Raw genomic sequence first — 16,104 nt, forward strand, 5'->3', positions numbered from 1 at the left:
TTACAGTTTATAAGTTAAACCCAAATTGATACTTGTACCCCAACGAAAGCTATCGAAATCCAATTTCTCATCTGTGTCTGTTTCAAACCGGCGTTGTATAGGCTGATTTAAGATATCCCTCACAGTAAGTGAAGTGGTGAAGTGTTTTCCCAACTGCTTTGAAATTTTAAAATCAATAACATTTCTAGGCATTTCATAAACATCGGGTACATTTTCTGTTGCAGCAATCACTAACCGCTTCCCTTGTATGTTATAGGAAACCGTGACATTTAATCTGCTTTTCTCAAAATTATAACTGACAATTGCATTAACAATATAAGGTGCTTGTCCATACATTGCGCGGACAAGTGTATCATAAGGTGTAAGCACGATGACACCATCTACATCCTTCCTGCTTTTCAAAATCACATTTGTTTCAGATTCTATCACAGCAACGTTTGCCCGGATCTCCAGATTTTTTGTCTACCTCTTTACACCCTCCACTTCCAAACCAACAACATAAGAGTCATCTACATTCGTCCAGGTATTTGCATCATTGAAATTCAACAATTCAATATGATTTTTAAACTTCTTATAAAAAGCACTTACGGATATGCTACTGGCATTTTTAAAGTATCCTTCCCAACGCAAGTCGAAATTATCTACATCAGCAGGTTTCAATGTTGAATTACCAAATACGAACGACCTTAATTCAAAATCCAGGATATTATTCTCTGTGATCTCGCGTATGCTGGGGTAGGCGGCTGTACGGCTATAATTTGCCCTTACATTAATTGATTTTGACTCGTCATCACGGTACTTATATACCACGTTCAGACTGGGCAATAATTTAGTAACGTTAATGATTCCGGGGTTCGCCAGGAAATTATCACCGGGGGCTTTTCTTCGAATGTCGCCGGGAGCATATCCCAATCTGTCGTATTCATAAATGTCGGCAAAGATGTCGACATGTTCAACCCGAAGACCTCCCGAAGCCCGCCATTTGTATGAAAGACTGTAATCAATCATAGCGTAATAAGCGATCACTTCACTGTAACCAATGGTTCTGTTACCGGGAACATCATTTTCAATATAAATAATATTCGATCTTCTCTTCGGCAATCCTTGAAAATCATAAGACTGAATGCCGAAGTTTGAAGGATTCAAAAACGCATCCATGTTATTATCCGGTATTAAATATGAACCTGTAAGTATATTACCGCTACTATCCGTTCCACCTAAAATATATTGGAATTGATTAAATTCACGATCGAGATACGTGTAGGCACCGCCTAATTTTATTTTACGACTTTTACCGGGCTTTTCTGCCAATGGAATTTCGATAGATAAACGGGAGTCAAACAAGTTCTCCCCCAGATAACGATAATCCCGGGTGTTCGGCAAATTTCCAAGGCCACTCAGCAATTGACCATTCAACAAGAATGTACTTAAACTTCGAAAATCAGGAATATCACTGTTACCTTCGGTATAAGAGGCATCCATATGAATTCTTGCCTTCGCAAAGGGAAGATAATGATCAGACGTTACCTGATAAATCAATTGCTGACGTTCTTCATAGAACTGATCATTTGAATAATAAATAGCATCCGGCTGATCTTCAAAAATACCTGTACCGACAATCGTTCTTAAATTATTTGATCCTCCTACATTGGGCATAAACAAAAATCCAACACTATGATTCGGATTAATCTTATACGAAAGTTTCATTAATGCACTCCAATTGTTTGATTCCCTTGTAAACTGCTGTGTTGAAAAAAAAGTATTTCCTTCTAACCTGAAGCGGTTCAATTTTGCATCATTGTCATATTGAACACTGTTGCCATACCTCAAGCCAAAAAGGAATCCGAGCGCACTTTGCTTTCCGGTTTTAATTTGGTTAGCAATACCAAATGACTGACTAAAATTTAACGGTGCTTTCCGTCTACCGATAAGCCATGAGTTTGAGAATTTTTTATTCTGTTCTGTAGCAGGTGTATTAATGGTGCTGAACGCATCGAGTGCTAATCCCGTTTGGTAGGTACTCAAAGCCTGGTTAAAAGCAGCAGGATCATTAATCAAGGCGGGTGCCAAAAGGCCTAATTCTACGAGACCCAATTTAAACAGATCAATACCGGCTTGCGATGTAGGATCCCAACTTTGAGTAATTCCTAAGCCCAGATAAAAATTACCAAGTCCAAGCGCAACCATTTCCTGAAACTGAGTAGGTCTTGCGACATAGTCAATAAAGCCACCATGAGAACGATCACGAGAGCCATCATCGAATCCCAGCCAATCCGTAGTACTTCTTTCTCCACCCAATACATTTTGAAACGTACTTTGAGTATTATATCCAATTTGTGTTTCCGCAGCTACAGTTAGTTGTTCCGGATAATCCTTCGTCTCGACCGAAACATAGGCCCCCGCCCAGCTTCCGGGTAAATCCGGAGAAGCGGTTTTGGTAATGATGATATTATCTACCAGATTAGCCGGAATGAAATCAAGTTTAATGTTATTAGTAAATGGATCCAATGTAGGTATCACCGAACCATTCACTGATGTCTTCAGATATCGATCGCCTATACCCCTCACCGTTATAAATCCTGCTGACGTATTTGAAACACCGGTCACCCGCGAAATGGCAGAAGTCACACTATTATCACCGGTTTTCCGAATCGTTTCAGAAGAAACATAGTCGATGGTTGTCGAGGATTGCTTCTTCATATTCTCCATATAATAATCAGCCGCCTTTACTGCCTTCGCAGAAATCTCTACTTCCTTTACTTCTACAGAAGAGGATTGCATCGTAAAATTCTTTACGACTACTTCATTATTGGTAAGTGTAATGGCTTCCTCTATCGTATTAAAACCAATATAGGTGACTACTAAAACAAAGGGAGCATTTTCCTTAATTGAAATGCTGTAGTTCCCATCCAGATCAGTCGCCGCACCTATTGATGTGTTGCCCTTCACAACGAGTGTAACTCCAATAAGTGATTCACCGTTCTTATCTGTTACTTTTCCGCGAACAATACCCTGTCCAAAGGATTTACCAAGGGATAGTAGCAATACGATGAGCACTATAAATTTCTGCATAATCTACGTGAATAGAGCGGAGCGTTCAATTCAGGGACTATATGGATATGCTGTAGTCCGCTGCATCTAAACAATCGGTATAATTTATTTTATTTCCAGCAATTAATTTTTTACAACCCGACGAGTAGTAGTTTGACCATTCAATGAAAGTTCCACCATATAAATTCCGGGAGCAAAAGATGTCAAATCAATTTTCTCCATCATGTCTTGTTGCTGCACTCCCAAATCTTTACTAAACATCTGCTTTCCATCCAAAGAATAAATCCTGTAACTATAATGACCGGATTGTCTCGATGCGAAAATCCACATGCTGAATAAATCAAACGAGGGATTAGGATAAACGCTGAATGCGGGACCTTCCACTGTAAATTCCGGACTTCCGGTAGTAGAACAATAATTCAATCCCGGAAAAAGAATTTCAGCTCCTGTTGGATTGAGCGCTACATAATTCTCCACAATGCCCGGAGTTGGAGTGCGTAATTGAACATTCAATTGAAAACAAAAGGTGCCGTCGGTAGTTATTTGAGCAATCAATACTTTATTTTCGATCGTATCAGGACCATACGTTCCATTTAATGCCACCCAGGAGCCATTGAAAGTTGAAAACACAGGCCCATTCGTCCCATCATTCTGATTATCAAAAACGGCTAATTCATTTGTAATTCCTAACTCAGTAAATGCCTCCGGCGTACCGGCGATTAAGCCATCCTGCTGCGTTAATGGAATACCCGCGGCAGGATCTGCATTTTGCAATACCTGAGGTGTATAATTATTTACAATATTGCCAACACCGTTATCATCTGATTTAAGGATTCCCATATACCCGTTACAAGCTGCTCCTACGGACAACCATGAATCCAGCATCACCGTATTCTTCGCTGCATTTGTAAAAGAGAAATTTGGCGAGGTTGATCCACGATCTTCATTATTAAAAAACAACGTGGTGGTTTCAATTCTTAATTCGTGTGTAGGTACACCATAACATACCTGAAATTTATAGCCGGGCAACATATCTACATACACGCGATAGGTAACGGAACCCACCGGTAAAACTCCACCGTCCAGATTTGCAATTGTATCATTGCCGTCTGAAATATAATATTTTTCAACAATAATATTTTCAAGACCATTTTGGGCATTCAGATTCCAACTGCAGATAAGCAGGGCGAATACTAAAACTAAATTTCTCATTACTTTCAATTTTTTAGTTAAGATGATACTATAGATAATATTCATCATAGACTCCTACTGATGATATAAAATCATGAAGGGCAAAATTGAATAATTGAGATGGAAATGAGGTTGTATATACGTTATGTTTGGATTAACAATTCGTTATTGAAAAGACCTGAAGTAAGAATTAACATTTACCTAACATTGCAGAAAAGCAAATTTTTAATCTCCTTGTTTCTTCATCGCCGGCAGAAAGAAGTCCTCTGATCTTGTTTTTGCACCTAAAGCATCTATGGCAGTGGCTGAAACTTTAACACCTCTTCCTTCATACTTATAATTAAATTCAAAAGGCGCTTCTGTATCCATTGCAACCCATTTATCATTGATGTAGAAATCCACACCTGCAATTTTACCATCAGGATCATTTGCACTGGCAGTAAAGACTAAAGTTTGTGAGCCTGTCAACTTCTTCACATCCGGTCCGGCCAGACTTACCATTGGAGCTTTATTGCCGGGCGAACTCGTGTACTTCAATCCGGGAAATTCAACTTCTCCCTCTCCGGGATTCCTGGCAACGAACTTTTCAACTCCACCATTCGGAACTGCCAATTGCATATTCAATTCAAAACTCAATACCCCATCTGTTGTAAGTTGAGCAATGAGTATACGATTCTCAGGTTGTGGACCTACAGAACCACCATAACTTGCCCATGCTCCATCGCGTGTTGAAAACAACCCCTTCATCGAATCTTTGTATTGGTACTCAAAAATTTTGAGATCATGCTCCAGATTATAATATTGCGTGGCCGGTTGGTAACGTAAATATTTCATTCCATCCTTTTCTGATAAAGGTATGCCTGCTTCAGGATCGTTGTTTTTCAAAATACCATGAATATTCTTAGCAGCATAACTTATCACCGAATCATCATCTGCTTTCAACACTCCAAGATAATCAACGGTTGCTGCACCAACAGAAACCCAACTATCCAATAGAAGAGCACCATTCACTAACTGTAACGGTTGTATATCATTGGCAGATCTTCCATCACTAACAGCTGAGTTAAAAAATCGCGTGGTTGTTTCAATCCTTAATTCATGTTCCGGAACTCCATATACCGCCTGGAGTCTGTATACAGGCTGTAAATCAGCAAAAATTCTATACGTAACAGAACCTATGGGTAAATACCCTGTTGCATCTGCTCCAACTGTATCTTTAGCTGTAGAGATATAATACTTTTCTACAATAATTTTCTCCAGTCCACTTTGTGCATTGAGAGAAAAATAGCCGGTCATGATCAGACCGGCTATTAATATAGATTGCTTTAACATCATTTTATAATTTTCAGGTCATGCTATTAGCTTCACCGATGCAATTTTACACTTACAATTATTCAACAAGTAACTTCGACACGACGCTTTTCTCGCCCATCTGAAGTCGGACGAGATATACACCACCGGCAAATTGGTTTTCCATATTCACTTGCTTGAAGAGTTGACCCTCTATTACTTCCACTGCCTCTGAATACACCACTCGTCCCATCATATCTACAATGGCAATAGTGGCATTGGCATCAATGATGTCCTCTGATAGATAATTCAAAGTAAATGCACCGGTTGAAGGATTTGGATAAACACTCAGGGTATAATTTTCCTCTGATTCAACACCTTCGCGACAATTGATGACTACTTTTTTACCTGTAGACAATTTCGAACAACCAGCAGAACTTGTTACCTGCACTTTATATGTCCCGGCAATTTTTGCTTTGTAAGAACCGGTTGTAGCACCGGCAATATTGTTTACACCACGTAACCATTGATACGTCAAACCTGCACCACTGTTAGCGACTAATGTCACACTGTCACCGGCACAGAAAGTGAGTGGGCCCTGAGCAGTAATTGTTGCAGGAGGTGTTGTATTAACGGTAATGGCTGTTGCAGGAGATGCTTTAGTACATCCATTGGCATTGGTTACAATAACCTTATAGTAGTTATTTGAAGTGGTAGGTTGGAAACTGATATTTGTAGCCCCGGAAATCGGTGTTAAAGCAGCACCTTTTGTCCACTGATACGTTAATCCTGCACCGGCATTAGCCGTGATCGTACAAGCATTGGTTCCTGAACAGAAAGTAGTCGGACCGGTTACTGTTTTTGTAGCAGTTGGTAATGCATTTACAACAATGGCTATACCGGAAGATAAGTCAGTACAACCATTGATCGTAGTTGCTTTCACTTTATAAGTACCCTTTGTAGTTGGTACATATGTTAAACTGGTAGCACCTGCGATATTATTATTGTTCTTGGTCCATTGATAATTTAATCCGCCAATATTCTGTGTGCTTAGTGTACAAAGGTTAGATTGATTACAAAAAGTGGTAGGACCGGTAGCAGAAATAGTGGCAGTAGGAGCGGGATTTACCAGGGCAGTAATAGTATTTGATGTGGCAGGATTATTTAAAGCACCGGCAATACTGGAAGTCATGATACATTTCACCTGATCATTATTATTCAATCCCGTTAAAGTATATGTGGGACTATTTGTTCCAACATTAGCATTATTCTTTTTCCATTGAAAGGTTGGTGTTGCTCCGCCATTAGTTGGTGTAGCGGTAAACGTTACACTTGTTCCGGCACATGTAGGGAAAGCTGTGTTACTTACTATTGAAACAAGTGCAGTTGGATTGGAAGGAGCAGGATAGATAAGTCCCGGGAAAAGAATCTCACTTCCCACCGGATTTTCAGCAACGAAATTCTGAGAAACGCCCGGGGTTGGAGTACCCAATTGCACATTCAGCTTAAAGGAGAAAGTACCACTGGTTGTGAATTGAGCGATCAGTACTTTATTCGCAGCAGTAGGACCTGAAGCACCACCTAAAACTGCCCAAGAGGCATTAGTGGTAGAAATTAAGTTACCGGCATTACTTACATTATCAAACACGCTTAACTGTGCCGGTGTGAAACCGAGTACGGTAACACTTGCAGGAGTTCCGGTATAAAGACCATCCTGTGTGGTAAGTGGAATACCTGCGTTGGGATCCGCATTGGCAAGAATTCCATTCGCATTGATAACAGTAGCACCGCCTGCCGCAACATTGTCTTCTGATTTTAAAATACCATGATTTAATGCGCAAGCTGCTCCACCTGTTAACCAGGAATCGAGCATTACAGTGTTAAAACGAGCATTGTTTTTACTGTATGTTGGAACGGTTGATCCGAAATCTTCATTGTTAAAAAATGAAGTAGTGGTTTGAAAACGCAACTCATGACCAGCTACTCCGTAAGCTGCCTGAAAAGTATATCCCGGCAACATATCAACATAAATACGATAAGTGGTGGAACCACTCGGCAAAACACCAACACTTCCTGCAGCGTCAGCCGCATTGGAAATGTAGTATTTCTCTACAATTATACCTTCCAGTCCATTTTGCGTAAAACCTGACTTTGCCATGATAACAAAGGCCAGGAACAGTAATAGTTTTTTCATGTGTATTATTTTTAAGTATTGGTTTAGATTTTAGATTGCTTATGATGATAATTGAAGCGGAACCATCATAGAAAATCCAACGGCAAAACTACGGGGCAACAAGAATAAAATATACTATAAAACATTATCATTCTATTAACTTAATGTGACTAAAACCGGATTGTGTCTTGAATATTAAGTGATGGTTAAAAAAATAATAGTCTATTGTAAACAGTTCAATGTGCTACCTTATCATTGTTTCTATCTATTCATGGAGTTCGATTCAACACCTACTTTCGAAAAATTTTGAAGTAAAAACATTTACACTATTTACCACAATTTAATATCAAGGTAATTATTAGGACATCGTACTATTTGATTTTTGCAGCGTCTTCAAATTATATACACTTCAAATAAACTACTAAACCACTCTATTAAGCCGCGCAATAGTTTCTTAGTGCAAGGGTATAAAATCGCTGCTGCCAAGGGACCATCATCATTACGAGGAATGCTCAATAAAAACAAAAGAGAATAAAAATCCGGAATACCACTACCGGTTAAAACAGATTAAACCAATTAAGAAGTTTATATCATAATAAATATCAAATAGTTGTATTTTTTCGTTTGTTCCAAAAGGGGCCTGATTATCCGGCTCCTTTTTTCATTTGTGCTGGTTGATATCTCCTGCTGAAATGAGTAAGTAACAGAGAAAGCAAGGCTGAAAAAAATGATATTTGCATCTCTGAAAAATGAAAATACCGAATACGCGAAAAGACACGAATTTTCTCCTTAAAAAAAGCGGTATCGCTCTCACGGTAAAAGTGGGAGGGATCATCACGCAATACCTATTTGTTTTTACTGTTGCACGCTTACTCGGCCCGGGAGTATTGGGAAGTTTTACCTTGTCTTTCACTGTTTTACAATTACTTTCCATACTTGGATTACTTGGTCTTGACAATCTTCTCACACGGAAGGTAGCAGCCGCTAAAGCCGGAAATCGACCCGACGAGATAAAAAAAGCATTCCAGACCGCTTTAAAAATTACAACTTTCAGTTCCCTCCTCTTATCTGCACTCCTGTACTTTACATCGGACCTTATCGCGGTTCAACTCTTTGGAAAACCACAGCTGGCTCAACATTTAAGGATGATGTGCTTTGCCCTGGCCCCTTTTGTGATCATCAATATTCATGCTTCTGCATTCCGGGGAATGAAAAACATGATAGGATTTACCTTGTTTCGGGCAATTATCCCTCTTCTAAATGTTCTCTTTATCCTTATTAGTTGGTATGCTTCCTTGTCGATAAGTCCTGCGATGGGTTACTTATTTTCCTCTTTAATTGTCCTGATTTTTTATGTGATAGCATGGAGACGATTCAGCGCCGACCCCACAGACACCCTCTTACCGGAAAGTAGCGGTTCATGGAAAGAAATGGTAAACGAATCATTGCCGATGATGATTACCGGTTCTATTTTTTTTATTCTGAATTGGATAGACAATTTGGTTATAGGAATCTACCGAACCGAGGCTGAAGTTGGAATTTATGATACGGCGTTTAAAATTGCAGCCATTTCAGCGGTCGTTTTGATGGCCATGAATGCCATTCAGGGCCCCACCTTTGCAGAATTCCATAGTCAAAATGATCTCTCCAAACTTCGGCGCTCCATCTACACTTCTACCCGATTGCTCTTTTATGCCACATTGCCTTTTACTTTAATTATTATCGTCTTTCCCGAACTGATTTTATCGCTCTTTGGGGATGAATTCATCTCTGCCGGTACAGCATTAATCATCCTCACCATTGGTAATTTCTTTAGTACAATCACCGGTTCCGTAGGCATTTTACTCCAAATGACCGGACATCAGCGGCAATACAACATCATCATTCTGATCACTGCCATCACCAGTATTACTATGAACATCTTGCTGGTACCTGAATTTGGAATTACGGGAGCGGCCATCTCCTCTGCAACAGCCAAAATAATTCAGAACTTTGGAGGTGCTTATTACGTATACAAAAAGTTCGGATTCCTCTCCATCTATCTGCCCGGAATTCCCCGGCCTAAGGATATACCCACAATTAACCAATAATGAAACCTAATTTCCTGGTAGCAGGTGTAGCAAAATGCGGAACAACCTCCTTGTTCTATTATCTGGAACAACATCCGGAAGTATGCATCCCTAAGAAGGAAACATTCTTCTTTATCGCAGATTTTTACAAGAAGCCTTCTGACGATAACCGCGGAAGACGTGAGCCGTCACGTATTATTTTTACGAAAGACCAATATGATCAACTTTACCATAAATGTGATGGAGGAGCGATAGGAGAAGTTTCTACCTGCTATCTTCATTATTATAAAACAGCTATTCCGCAGATAAAAGAAACGCTGGGAGATGTCCCTATCATCATTGTGATCCGCCAACCGGTAGCGCGACTTATTAGCGGATATAAACATTTTATAAGGCTGGAAAAAGAAGATTTATCACTTGAAGCAGCTCTGGAAGAAGAACCGCATCGTGCTGAATTGAACTGGGATTTTATGTGGCAATACAAAGGTCTCGGCTTATATGCAGATGGAATTGCTGCATTTCAAAATAATTTTACCAGGGTCAAAGTCATTCTTCAGGAAGATCTGACTGATCAGCCCGTTGCTACGATGCAGGAATTGTTTCGCTTTATTGGAGTGAATGACACCTTTACACCTGATACTTCTGTAAAATACAATATTTCCGATCCTCAGAAAAACAACTTATGGTTCAAATACATTTTCCAAAATAAAAATGTGAAAGCTTTACTGAAGCCAATCGCTAACATTTTTACAGAGGAGAAAACCAGAAGAAAAATAATGCACAAGTTCAGGAAGCCCTCTATACAGGGAGAAAACAAACTCATCATAGATCCGGAACTGAAAGAAAAACTTAAGGATTTTTACAGAGAAGATATTATCAAAACGCAACAACTTATTCAGCGGGATTTATCGCTCTGGTTAAAATAACACATGGCATCCTCTAAGAAACCGGATTTCTTTATAGTAGGCGCAGCGAAGTCAGGAACGACGGCGCTATACCATTACCTGCGTCAGCATCCGGATATTTATATGTCTCCGATCAAGGAACCAAATTTCTTTTCCACTGATATCATTTTAGAAAATCTTCGTCAAAGTGTGAAGAACAGGATCAAAGCTGAAAACATCGATCAGTTTTTTAAAGATGGAATGAAGAGGGTGATTCATCGTGCCTATATCAGGAATAAAGAACAATACCTGCAGCTATTTTCGCAGGCAGGTTCCGGTCAGGTCGCAGGTGAAGCCAGTCCTTCCTATCTTTATTCTGAAACTGCTGCTCAGGAAATATTTAAATTTAACGAAAATTCGAAAATAATCATCATACTTCGCGAACCGTCCGGAAGAGCTTATTCTCATTACCTGATGGATCTTAAATTAGGTTTCACACAGGATAGTTTTAAAGTCGCACTGGAAAAGGATCGTACTACAACACCAAAAGGATGGGGAGCCAGCTCTCTCTATCTGGAACTTGGTCAATATTACAATCAGGTCAAAAGATACTTCGATACATTTCCTCCAAACCATATACTTGTACTCCTTCAAAAGGATTTGTATCAGGATAAATCCGCGACATTAAAAAAACTATTCGATTTTCTCGGCGTCAGAAATGACTTCGTTCCCCACGAATCTGATTTTAAAAATGAATCTACAGTTCCGAAAAATAAAATGATTTCTTATCTGTTAAAATCGGATTTCATACGGGTGAAGGCAAGAAATTTTCTTGAACATTCACCACTAAAAAAAATAATACTTCACCTCCTCTATAAAAAACCGGAAAGCAAAAATTCAGATGAGGAAACAAAGAAAGAAATAAAAAATCTATTGAAGGATGATGTAATACGATTGTCCAAATTAATAAACAGAAATCTTGACGAATGGCTGAAATAAAAACAAATATACTACCTAACTTTTTGGTGATTGGCGCTGCTAAATGTGGCACCACTTCTATCTATCATTATCTGAAACAACACAGAGATGTTTACATGAGTCCTATCAAGGAACCGAATCATTTTTCGAAAGATATTCATCCGGAAGAATTTAGTCCTGAATATAAAATTCACGAAAAAGCAAAAAATCTTGATGTTTATAAATATGTCCGTGGTGACATGAAAGAGGATCAATGGGGAGCATACGTTCAGTCAGAGGAAGATTACAAGCTGTTGTTTAAATTTGCAGCAGGAAAAAAACGTATTGGCGAAATCAGCAACTCTTATCTTTACAGTGAAGTCGCGGCGAAAAATATTAAATCAACATTACCGGGTGTAAAACTCATCGCTATCCTCCGGAATCCTGCCGACAGAGCCTACTCTCATTATTTAGCCAATATACGTGACGGAAGAGCGATCCTTCCTTTCCGGAAAGAACTGGAAGCGGATATGGCAAAACCGCAAAAGGGCTGGGGTAAATCTCATCTGTACATAGAATTAGGCATGTACTCCGATCAGATTAAAAGATACAAAGCACTCTTTACTCCGGATCAATTAAAAATTCTGGTTTTTGATGACCTCAAAGCAAATACGCCAAAGGTTGTTAAAGATGTTTTCGATTTTCTGGATCTGGATCCTGAGATAAACATCAACTTTGGAGAAAAACACAATGAAGCAAAGGTTCCGAAAAATGTTAAATTTTTACACCTGTTGACACAAACAGGATTAAAAAGAAAAGTTTTCAGAGCCCTCCCTAAATCCATGCAGAACTCCGTAAAGTCCCTCTTCTTCAAGAGCGAAGGACCTGAAAAAATGAGTACAGAAGATCGAAAATGGCTAAATGATCTTTTCAAAACAGAATTCGAAGCCTTGGGTAAGGAATTGAATCGCGACCTCTCCCATTGGTTAAAAGCGTAGATTTATTGCCTGATGATGCGAATGAAACCTGATTTCTTTATTATCGGTTCCCCTAAAGCGGGCACAACTGCGCTGTATGCCTATTTAGCCGCACATCCTCAGGTATGTATGAGTACTGATAAAGAGCCCAATTATTTTTCAGGTGATCAAATTGCAGCTCAAGGTTTATATTATAAAAAGAAAAATCCGAAAACGCTCGAAGAATATCTACAGCTTTTTCAACCCACAGAAGGCAATAGGATTGCCGGTGAGTGTAGCGTTTCCTATTTATTCTATCCGGGAGTAGCTGAAAAAATATATCAATTTAATCCGAAAGCAAAAATTATAATTTCACTTCGCGACCCGGTCCATCGGGCATTCTCACATTACCTGATGGATTATAGTCTGCATCTCGTTAAAGAATCTTTTGATAAAATTGTTTTAGAAGGAGAAAAAAACGATTCCTTAAAACTGTACTACCAGCAATATATTCTGCTTAGTCAATATACGGAGCAAATAAAAAGATACCTAAATGTCTTTCCGAAAGATCAGGTTTTAATATTCATCCATGACGATCTTGTTGCGCGTCCGGAGGAAGAGTTGAAAAGACTTTCAGCATTTCTTGAAATAGAACATGAGGTTTCAGGTCATGGGCTTGAGCAAAGAAATGTGACCACAGCTGCGAAATCACCATTCGTGAGATGGCTGTATAAGCAGGAGCAATTCAGAAAATTCCTGGCTTATTTCCTGGATGAAAAAACGAGAGGAAATATAAAATCAAAGTTGTTTTCCAAAAAGCACCTGCCGGTATTATCCCTACAAGCTAAGGAAGTTCTGTCCGCATTGTACAAACCTGAAATACCGGAACTGGAAAGGATTACCGGAAAATCTCTTCAACATTGGTGTAAATAATTTCGAAGAAATGATTACGGGGAAATTAATACATCTTTCGAAAAAAATACTTCTGGTACTTTTTTCATTCCTGTATTTCATGGTTTGCTTCAGAATTATTTCCAGAATTCCTGTAGGAGAAGTAAATGAAATCCTCTCCCTTTTCTTTTTGCTTCTTCTAATAATGGTCTTCCTGCATGAAACCACCAAACAACTTATAAATGGGAGGCTAAGCCGTTTATTCCTTATTCTATTACCATTGCTGGTTTATCCGCTGATAAATGCAGCGCAGGCACATTCCGTATTTAACCAGCCTTATCTTTATGGTTTACTTTCACAACGCTATCATTATTATATTTTAGGTGCTGTACTTGTTGTTGTTTCTCTTAAGAGGCAATGGTTAAGTATGGAAAAAATGGAAAACTATTTCCTTTACTCCATGTTTATCACACTGTTTATCATGTACTTTTTTTATATTTTCGTAAACCCTGCACTCTTTTCCGGTACTGAATTCGTTAAACTCACCGGCTACAAAGGATGGATTTATGAGTTCCCCAACGGAGCAACGGCGGGTCTTCTGATCTATGGTGCCATATCCTTTCTGAAAGATAACAAGACACGCCATCTCATCACCTTATTGCTTTCGCTGGGTTTCTTTCTGGTTTATGGGCAAGACCGTTCACAAATTGCTATTGCCCTCATCGTCCTTATGCTTTTCTATTTTATCCATCTCAAAGCGACAAAAATTCTATTCTACTCTATTGTTGGAGCCTTTCTTCTAGGTTTGGTCATTGTTTTGCTCCAACTGTTTACTCCTGACTTTGTCGATCATTATGCAGAATTGTTTGGCAATGCTTTTACTATTTTTACAGGAGAACAAACTACCGAATACTCCACCAATATCCGGTACTATGAAGCGGAAGTGGCACTCAAAGGAATCCGTGAAAATCCATGGCTCGGCAATGGATTCTTAAGTTCCCAGTGGAATGGTGGTTATTTGCAATTTCACAGGTATTTCTATCCGGCCGACATTGGATTACTGGGTAATTTATATGTTTTTGGAATTATTGGAACCCTATTCTACTATATTCCATACATCGCCTGTTTTATATGGATCTCTCAAATGAAAAATATAAATAGTGTATTTGTACTCACCTGCATCTATACTCTACTGTTCATCTTCCTTGATATGCAAAGTGCTGCGAATAATATTAAGTTTATCGGGACACCTGCCTTCTTTATGGGTGTGGTATATTATTACCGTTTCTACGTTTATCCTTTTCGTAATGAGACGATGGCACAAACCTTCGAATAAAGCATTTTCTCCCACATCTAAAAATTCAAATTACGGTCAATGCTTCATGTTTACTTAAGGTCCATCGTTTTCAAAGAAATAAATTACTAACTTTACGGAGCCTGTTATTGTATGTACGGCATTATAGTTAAAAACCATTAGCCATGATTAAATTATTTCTTATCCTGAGCCTTTCTTTACTGAATCTCCAAAATTCCTGTAGTCAGGAAGCAAAAAAACCGAACCGGGAAAATACTAAAACGACCGGAAGCGGTGAGGTTGTCCTAGCTCAAAATCAACCCGGGAAAGACAAAGAGTCGACCCCTGAAAATAAAGATTTACCTGTAAACTGGCCCTGGAGAGGTGTTTCGGTCGAATCAAAGAAATCAGTTCCCGCAGATTTGGTTTATCTGAAATCGATAAATGTAAATCTCGTAAGGATTTTCATAAAAGGCAATAAAAGAGCTATGCGTGAGAAGATGGATCCCACTCAGGCAGTTTTCAGGGAATTGATCTGGGCAGATAGTATGCTGGATGCTGCTAAAGCCAATGGAATTACTTGCATGATTGCCTTTAACAACCTGATTCTTGATCCTAAATCATCCGTCGATGATAAACATCCTGATTTCTGGAATAACAAAGGGAATTTAGACAGTGCAATCAATATGGTGGATATCATTGCCAGAAGGTATCAAAACAGAGGAGATGAGCTTGCAGCGTATGAAGTAATTGGGGAGCCGGCCATCGAATCGGGTGGTAAAATGAAGAGCCCTGAGAAGATTGAAGATTTTTTTAAAAGAGCATTAACTGCGATCAGAAAATACGATAACCGTCGCTATTTTCTTCTGACGCCCGGCCCCTGGGGTAAGCCTACGAATTACAAGAATTTTGAAGGTTATGCCATTAAGGATGATAAACTGATTTATGGAGCGCATATGTATCTCCCTGACCCCTTCTCTCATCAGGGTATTAAAAAGCGTCCAAGAGGTTTTAAGTATCCCGGCTTTGTGGACAAGGTGTTTTGGAATAAGGAATTGATGAGAAAGAAATTTGAAGACCTTAAGAAATTCGAAGCTACAACAGGAAATCTTATTTTCGTAGGAGAATTCCAAAGCGTGCGTTGGGCAGATGGAGCCAATATCTGGCTTAAAGATGTTATCGACCTTTTAGAAGAAAACAAATGGCCCTGGGCGATGTATGGCTACCAATGTGATACTGATTTTTGGGATCCTTACTTTGATGTAAAGGATAGAAAAGGCGAATCAAAAAATTGGGAAATTGAATACGTTGGAAAGGAAACTGAAGGATGGAAAATGATGGTTTAAAC

12 protein-coding genes are annotated in these 16,104 nt (G+C 39.1%); 7 read left to right on the plus strand and 5 right to left on the minus strand.

Annotated features, from left to right (window positions below; all coding sequences use genetic code 11):
• The 5 genes from IPJ86_03465 to IPJ86_03485 all read right to left on the minus strand — a co-directional run bounded on the left by IPJ86_03465 (position 1) and on the right by IPJ86_03485 (position 7,726).
• Positions 1 to 402, minus strand: coding sequence for a hypothetical protein (locus tag IPJ86_03465; GenBank protein MBK7886376.1), 402 nt, complete (start codon positions 400 to 402; stop codon positions 1 to 3).
• A gap of 60 nt (positions 403 to 462) precedes the next feature.
• Entirely contained in the window at positions 463 to 3,072 is a 2,610-nt protein-coding gene (locus IPJ86_03470; protein ID MBK7886377.1) for a carboxypeptidase-like regulatory domain-containing protein, read from the minus strand.
• 102 nt (positions 3,073 to 3,174) lie between these two features.
• Positions 3,175 to 4,263: a T9SS type A sorting domain-containing protein gene (locus tag IPJ86_03475; protein ID MBK7886378.1), complete on the minus strand. Its 1,089-nt coding sequence runs from the start codon at positions 4,261 to 4,263 to the stop codon at positions 3,175 to 3,177.
• Between the two features lie 204 nt (positions 4,264 to 4,467).
• Positions 4,468 to 5,574: a hypothetical protein gene (locus tag IPJ86_03480; protein MBK7886379.1), complete on the minus strand. Its 1,107-nt coding sequence runs from the start codon at positions 5,572 to 5,574 to the stop codon at positions 4,468 to 4,470.
• A 58-nt stretch (positions 5,575 to 5,632) separates the two neighbouring features.
• Positions 5,633 to 7,726, minus strand: coding sequence for a T9SS type A sorting domain-containing protein (locus IPJ86_03485; GenBank protein ID MBK7886380.1), 2,094 nt, complete (start codon positions 7,724 to 7,726; stop codon positions 5,633 to 5,635).
• Positions 7,727 to 8,454: 728 nt separating this feature from the next.
• Between IPJ86_03485 and IPJ86_03490 the strand changes: the two genes are divergently transcribed.
• The 7 genes from IPJ86_03490 (at position 8,455) to IPJ86_03520 (ending at position 16,102) form a co-directional block, all read left to right on the plus strand.
• Complete coding sequence (locus tag IPJ86_03490) at positions 8,455 to 9,795, plus strand: flippase (protein MBK7886381.1); 1,341 nt, start codon at positions 8,455 to 8,457, stop codon at positions 9,793 to 9,795.
• Positions 9,795 to 10,700, plus strand: a complete 906-nt coding sequence (locus IPJ86_03495; GenBank protein MBK7886382.1) for a sulfotransferase — start codon at positions 9,795 to 9,797, stop codon at positions 10,698 to 10,700. The genes IPJ86_03490 and IPJ86_03495 overlap by 1 nt, the downstream gene beginning before the upstream one ends.
• Positions 10,701 to 10,703: 3 nt before the next feature.
• Positions 10,704 to 11,657, plus strand: coding sequence for a sulfotransferase (locus IPJ86_03500; protein MBK7886383.1), 954 nt, complete (start codon positions 10,704 to 10,706; stop codon positions 11,655 to 11,657).
• Positions 11,645 to 12,613, plus strand: a complete 969-nt coding sequence (locus IPJ86_03505; GenBank protein ID MBK7886384.1) for a sulfotransferase — start codon at positions 11,645 to 11,647, stop codon at positions 12,611 to 12,613. The genes IPJ86_03500 and IPJ86_03505 overlap by 13 nt, the downstream gene beginning before the upstream one ends.
• Positions 12,614 to 12,634: 21 nt before the next feature.
• Positions 12,635 to 13,504 carry a sulfotransferase gene (locus IPJ86_03510; protein MBK7886385.1) on the plus strand — a complete coding sequence of 290 codons (870 nt, stop codon included), beginning with the start codon at positions 12,635 to 12,637 and terminating at the stop codon, positions 13,502 to 13,504.
• A gap of 10 nt (positions 13,505 to 13,514) precedes the next feature.
• A complete protein-coding gene (locus IPJ86_03515) occupies positions 13,515 to 14,798 on the plus strand; it encodes an O-antigen ligase family protein (protein ID MBK7886386.1) in 1,284 nt (427 codons plus the stop codon).
• A 143-nt stretch (positions 14,799 to 14,941) separates the two neighbouring features.
• Complete coding sequence (locus tag IPJ86_03520) at positions 14,942 to 16,102, plus strand: cellulase family glycosylhydrolase (protein MBK7886387.1); 1,161 nt, start codon at positions 14,942 to 14,944, stop codon at positions 16,100 to 16,102.
• Positions 16,103 to 16,104 lie beyond the last annotated feature (2 nt).

The organism is Bacteroidota bacterium (assembly GCA_016713925.1).
Classification (GTDB): Bacteria; Bacteroidota; Bacteroidia; order AKYH767-A; family OLB10; genus JAJTFW01.

Bases quoted from the DNA above. Each gene is read 5' to 3' on its own strand.
- IPJ86_03470 (MBK7886377.1), bottom strand. From the start codon at position 3,072: ATGCAGAAATTTATAGTGCTCATCGTATTGCTACTATCCCTTGGTAAA.
- IPJ86_03475 (MBK7886378.1), bottom strand. From the start codon at position 4,263: ATGAGAAATTTAGTTTTAGTATTCGCCCTGCTTATCTGCAGTTGGAAT.
- IPJ86_03480 (MBK7886379.1), bottom strand. From the start codon at position 5,574: ATGTTAAAGCAATCTATATTAATAGCCGGTCTGATCATGACCGGCTAT.
- IPJ86_03485 (MBK7886380.1), bottom strand. From the start codon at position 7,726: ATGAAAAAACTATTACTGTTCCTGGCCTTTGTTATCATGGCAAAGTCA.
- IPJ86_03490 (MBK7886381.1), top strand. From the start codon at position 8,455: ATGAAAATACCGAATACGCGAAAAGACACGAATTTTCTCCTTAAAAAA.
- IPJ86_03495 (MBK7886382.1), top strand. From the start codon at position 9,795: ATGAAACCTAATTTCCTGGTAGCAGGTGTAGCAAAATGCGGAACAACC.
- IPJ86_03500 (MBK7886383.1), top strand. From the start codon at position 10,704: ATGGCATCCTCTAAGAAACCGGATTTCTTTATAGTAGGCGCAGCGAAG.
- IPJ86_03505 (MBK7886384.1), top strand. From the start codon at position 11,645: ATGGCTGAAATAAAAACAAATATACTACCTAACTTTTTGGTGATTGGC.
- IPJ86_03510 (MBK7886385.1), top strand. From the start codon at position 12,635: ATGAAACCTGATTTCTTTATTATCGGTTCCCCTAAAGCGGGCACAACT.
- IPJ86_03515 (MBK7886386.1), top strand. From the start codon at position 13,515: ATGATTACGGGGAAATTAATACATCTTTCGAAAAAAATACTTCTGGTA.
- IPJ86_03520 (MBK7886387.1), top strand. From the start codon at position 14,942: ATGATTAAATTATTTCTTATCCTGAGCCTTTCTTTACTGAATCTCCAA.